This window comes from Cellulosimicrobium cellulans, from assembly GCF_042723955.1.
GTDB lineage: Bacteria > Actinomycetota > Actinomycetes > Actinomycetales > Cellulomonadaceae > Cellulosimicrobium > Cellulosimicrobium cellulans_H.
The window spans coordinates 4,687-10,263 of record NZ_JBHXIC010000118.1; the positions used below are offsets into that span (position 1 = coordinate 4,687).

The window sequence follows — 5,577 nt, forward strand, 5'->3', positions numbered from 1 at the left end:
GGCGCGCCGCGCCAACGCCGAGCTTGGGGCGGGCGAGCGCCCGCCGCGGCACCAACACCCCCCCGCGCGCGGCGCGGGCGCGGGGGGGCTCGCCCCGGCGCCCCCCCCCCACGACGTCCGCGGCGGTGGCGGACGAGTCGAACGACACACCGGGAGGAGCGAGCACGATCACCGGGCTGACCACCACCGACCGCGGTGACGGGACGTACGGCGTCCCGCTGCTGGGCAGCGACGTCCCCGACATCTCGGTCGCGCGTGTCCCCGCGGCCGAGAGCGACGAGGGACGCGACGTCTACTACATGATCAGCACCACGATGCACCTCGCCCCCGGTGCCCCGATCATGAAGTCCTACGACCTCGTGAGCTGGGAGATCGTCGGGTACGTCTACGACCGGCTCGGCGTCGGCGACGTGTCGTCGCTGCGCAACGGGAAGAACGGCTACGGCAACGGACAGTGGGCGTCGTCGCTCCGCTACCGCGACGGCACGTTCTACGTGGTGTTCAACACCAACGACCTCGGGGGGTCGTACCTCTTCCGCACGGACGACGTCGAGCACGGCGCGTGGGAGCGCACCGCGCTCGGCCGGGGGTTCCACGACCCGTCGCTGTTCTTCGACGAGGCCGACGGGGGGACGCCCTACATCTTCTACGGCTCGGGCGCGACGAGCGCCGTCCGGCTGAACGACGACCTCACCGCGATCGAGGCCGACTTCCCGAACATCTTCCGCGCCGCGGACTACGCCGGCGAGGCGTTCATCGGGGGGCTGTTCGAGGGCGCGCAGGTGCACTACATCGACGGCGAGTACTACGTCGCGATCATCACGTGGCCCAGCGGCCAGAACCGGCAGGAGGTGCTGTTCCGCTCGCCGCACCTGCTGGGTCGCTACGAGACCGCCGACGGGTCGAACCCGTACGAGGCGCGCAGCGCGCTGAACTCGGACGGCTTCGCCCAGGGCGGGCTGGTCGAGGTGCCGGACGGCGCGGGCGGCTACGAGTGGTGGGGGATGTTCTTCCGCGACACCTACCCCCTCGGCCGCATCCCCGCGCTCATCCCCGCGACGTGGGAGGACGGCTGGCCGACGTTCGGCGACGACGGCGTCGTCCGCGTCGGCGACACGTTCGCCAAGCCGATCCTGCTCGACGAGGCGACCGAGCGCCGGGAGCGGCTGAAGAGCATCGTCGCCTCCGACGACTTCGCGAACGACGCCGAGCACCGCGCCTTCAGCGACACCGTCTGGGAGGTCCCCGACGCGCCCACGTACGACGAGTCCCTGCTCGGTGTCGAGCTCGTCGCCAACCCCGGGTTCGAGGACGCCGGGACCGCGCCGTGGGCCGCGCAGTTCGAGGCGACGCTGTCGCGCGAGACGAGCGGCGCCGCATCGGGCACGGGCGCGCTGCGCGTCGCGGACCGCACGCTCAACGGCTCGGGCCCGAACCAGCAGCTCGGCGGGAAGGTCCAGGCCGGCGTGACCTACGAGGTCTCGGCCCGGGTCCGCTACGCCACCGGGCCGGCGCAGGTCCGCTTCAACCTCGTCGGCGACTGGGGCGCGGGCGTCACCACGCTCGCGTGGGCGAACGCCACGCCGGGGGAGTGGACGACCGTGCGGGGCACCTACACCGTCCCGCAGGACGCCGACGTCCGGACCTTCAAGCTCGCGGTCGAGACCCCGTGGGGCAACCCGCAGCCGCCGTCGTCGAGCGTCGAGTACCTGCTCGACGACGTCTCCGTGGTCGGCCGCGCGCCGGACCTCGAGACGCCCACGCTCGAGGAGGTGTCGTACAACGGCTCGGACCTCGACCTCGCCTGGCAGTGGAACCACGCGCCGGACAACCGGTACTGGTCGCTCACGGAGCGCGACGGCTGGCTGCGCCTGACCAACGGGCACGTCGTGACCGGCGAGGCGGAGTACACCAAGGCGCCCGGGCGCGACCTCACCTACCTGGAGGAGGCGCGCAACACGCTCGGCCAGCGCACGTTCGGGCCGACGGCCTCCGCGGAGACCCGCCTCGACGTGTCCGGGATGCTCGACGGCGACGTCGCCGGCCTCGCCGTCTACGGCCGCAGCTTCGCGTACGCGGGTGTCCAGCAGGTCGACGGCGAGCGCACGCTCGGCCTCGTCACGCGGCTCCAGCCGTTCACGGACACGATCGACCGCGAGGCGGTCGAGTCGTTCGTCCCCGGGTCGCAGGTCGCGCTGGGCGAGCGCACGGACGTGCACCTCAAGGCGGACGCCGACTTCGCCTCGCCGAACGGCCAGCTCTGGGTGCAGTACTCGTACAGCCTCGACGGGCGCACGTGGGAGCCGCTCGGGCCGCGCCAGGGGCCGCTCGTCATGGACTGGAGCCTGTCCCACTTCATGGGCTACCGGTTCGGCCTCTTCTCCTACGCGAAGGAGCAGACCGGCGGGCACGTCGACTTCGACCACTTCCTCCTGAGCGACGTGCTCGACGCCGACGGCGGCGCCGACCGGACGGCGCTCGACGCCGTCGTCGCCGAGGCGGAGGGGCTCGACCCGGCGGGCTGGACGCCGGGCTCGTGGGCCGCCGTCGAGCAGGCTCTCGCCTGGGCGCGGTCGACGACCGCGCCGTCGACGCAGAACCAGGCCGACGCCCCCGCGCGGGCGCTCGCCCTCGCCGTCGCGTCGCTGGAGCCGACGACGTCCCCGGACGTCGCGTTCGCGGCGGAGGCGACCCTGCGTGCGATCGCCGGAAGGGACTACGTCGCCGTGCGCGTGGTGAACGAGGAGGACGTCCCGGTGGACGTCGTCGTGAGCACCCCGTACGGCAGCCGGACGTTTGCCGGCGTGCAGCCTGGCGCGAACGCGTACCAGGCGTTCGCGAGCCGGCTCGCGGAGGCCCCGGCCGGCGAGGTCACCGTCACCGTCACGCGCTCGACCGACGCGGTGACGACGACCCGCGCGGTGCCGTTCGGCCGCTGACCCCGCCCGACCCGGCGGGCCGCCCCGGCCGCCCGCCGGGTCGGCGCGAGAGGAGGGAGGACGCAGGGCGACGGCGGAGGGTCCGCCGTCGGGCACGACCGTCCGCGCGAGACGCGCGGACGCGCAGGACACCCACATCGATCGAGGAGGATCCATGGACACGCACCACCGCAGACGACGTCGCCTGCGCGGCGCCGTCGCCGGGGCCGCGCTCGCGACGCTGCTCTCCGCGTCGCTCGCCGCGCTGCCGTCGTACGCCGCGGACGAGGAGCTGGTCGTCAACGGCGGCTTCGAGGACGGCACGACCGGCTGGTTCGTCAACAACGGCAACGCGACCGACCAGGCCGTGCTGTCGACCACCGACCAGGCGTTCGCGGGCGAGGCCGCGGCCCTGACCACCGAGCGCGCGACGACCGGCTCCGGTCCGATGCAGGACCTCAGCGGCAAGGTCCGCGCGGGCGAGACGTACGAGCTCACCGCGAAGATCCGGTACGACGCCGCCGCGGCCCCGGCCACCAAGCAGTTCTTCGCCACGATGCACTACGGCGGCGGGACGTACACGAACCTGGTGAGCGTCACCGCGACCAAGGGCCAGTGGGCCACGTTCGACGGCCGGTTCACGATCCCGGCCGACCAGAACGTCGGCACCGCGCGGCTGTTCTTCGAGACGCCGTGGACGAGCAACCCGTCCGCCGACCCGGCGACGCACCTCATGGACTTCGTGCTCGACGACGTCTCCGTCGTCGGCGCGGCCCCGCCCGGGCCGCCCTCGAAGACGATCGAGGTGCTCGGCAAGCTCCCCGGCGAGCACAACCCGCTCATCTCCCACAAGTTCGGGGCCGACGGGTTCGGGTTCGTCGAGGACGGGCGCGTGTACATGTACATGACGAACGACACCCAGGGCTACGCGCCCGACCCGGTGACGGGCGTCTCGCCGCAGATCAACTACGGCAGCATCAACCAGATCACGCTCATCTCGTCCGAGGACCTCGTGAACTGGACGGACCACGGCGAGATCCAGGTCGCGGGGCCGCAGGGCGTCGCGCCCTTCACGAACAACTCGTGGGCGCCGGGCATGGCGAAGAAGACAGTCGACGGCGTCGACAAGTACTTCCTCTACTACGCCAACGGCGGCGGGTCGTCGAACGTCATCACGGGCGCCTCGCCGCTCGGGCCGTGGACGAGCGAGCGCGACAGCACGCTCATCGACGGGCGCACCCCGGGCGCCGAGGCCGTGGCCTGGAAGTTCGACCCGGCGCCGCTCGTCACCGACGACGGCGCGTACCTCTACTTCGGCGGCGGCCCGGCGTCGACGTCGATGCCCGCGGCGGAGCGGTTCAACAACCCGAAGAACATCCGCGTCATCGAGCTCGGCGACGACATGGTCTCGACGCGGGGCACGGCGGCCGTCGTGGACGCGCCCGTGGCGTTCGAGGCGGCGCAGGTCTTCGAGCGCGACGGGAAGTACTACCTGTCGTACTCGTCGCACTTCGGCGGCAACGACTTCGGCGGCAACCAGGCCACGCTCCCCGGGTACCCGGGCGGCGGGCAGATCGGCTACATGATCTCCGACGACCCGATGTCGTTCCCCAAGGAGACGTACGCCGGCGTGATGTTCCCGAACCAGTCGCAGTTCTTCGGCGCGGGCACGGGCGGCAACAACCACCAGTCGGTGTTCGAGCTGGACGGCAAGTACTACTTCACGTACCACGCGCCGACGCTCAACAAGCGCATCAACGGCAGCACCACGCAGGGCTACCGCAGCCCGCACATCCAGGAGCTGACGTTCAACGCGGACGGGACGGTCCAGCAGGTGGTCGGCGACTACGCGGGCGTGGACCAGGTCAAGGACCTCGACCCGTTCCAGGTGCTCGAGGCGGAGACGTTCGCGTGGCAGCAGGGCCTCACCACCGCGAAGGTCGACGGCGGCTCGGCGCAGTTCGGCGCGCAGGCGCCGAACCTCGTCGTCCGCGACGTCGACGCCGGCGACTGGTCGGCGCTGTCCTCGGTCGACTTCGGCGACGGTGCCGCGAGCGTCACGGCGCGCGTCAAGCCGCTCGTCGAGGGCGTCACGGTCGAGGTGCGCCTCGACGACCGCGAGGGTGCCGTCGTCGGCACGCTCGACCTCGACACCCCCGTGGGCGAGTGGGCGGACGTGAGCGCCGCCCTCGAGGGCGTGAGCGGTGTCCACGACGTGTACTTCACGTTCGCCGGACCCGCGGGCGTCGACCTCGTCGAGGTGGACACGTGGGAGTTCGCGGCCGACGCCGCCGGCCCGGCCGTCGAGCTCGACGTGACCGCGTCCGCACGCTGCCTCGCGGGCAAGGCCTACGTGGCGGTGCGCGCGACGAACCTCGCCGACGTCCCGGCGGACGTCGCGCTCGTCACGCCGTTCGGCACGCGCTTCGTGCGCGACGTCGCGCCGGGGGCGAACGCGTACCAGTCGTTCGCCACGCGGTCCGCGTCGCTCGCGGCCGGGGTCGCGACCGCCACGGGCACGGCGGTGCTCGACGGCGCGGCGGTCGAGACCGCGCACGAGGCCGCCTACGGCGACCTCTCCTGCGGCTGACGCCGGAGGACCTGCACGACCGAGGGGGGGCGGGGGGCCCGCCGCGGGGGGGGGGGCGGGGGGCGGGGC

At 72.9% G+C, this 5,577-nt stretch carries 2 protein-coding genes; both read left to right on the forward strand.

The window, feature by feature from the left end; all coding sequences use genetic code 11:
- Positions 1-125 precede the first annotated feature (125 nt).
- The gene (locus ACFWH7_RS19630) at positions 126-2,939 is read left to right on the forward strand and encodes a beta-xylosidase family glycoside hydrolase (protein ID WP_378219116.1); all 2,814 of its coding nucleotides are present in this window, start codon (positions 126-128) and stop codon (positions 2,937-2,939) included.
- 154 nt (positions 2,940-3,093) lie between these two features.
- On the forward strand, positions 3,094-5,508 hold the full coding sequence (locus ACFWH7_RS19635; RefSeq protein ID WP_378219118.1) for a family 43 glycosylhydrolase: 2,415 nt from the start codon (positions 3,094-3,096) through the stop codon (positions 5,506-5,508).
- Positions 5,509-5,577: the final 69 nt, after the last annotated feature.

Excerpts from the sequence above, each read along its gene's own strand:
- ACFWH7_RS19635 (WP_378219118.1), top strand. The coding sequence starts at position 3,094 with ATGGACACGCACCACCGCAGACGACGTCGCCTGCGCGGCGCCGTCGCC.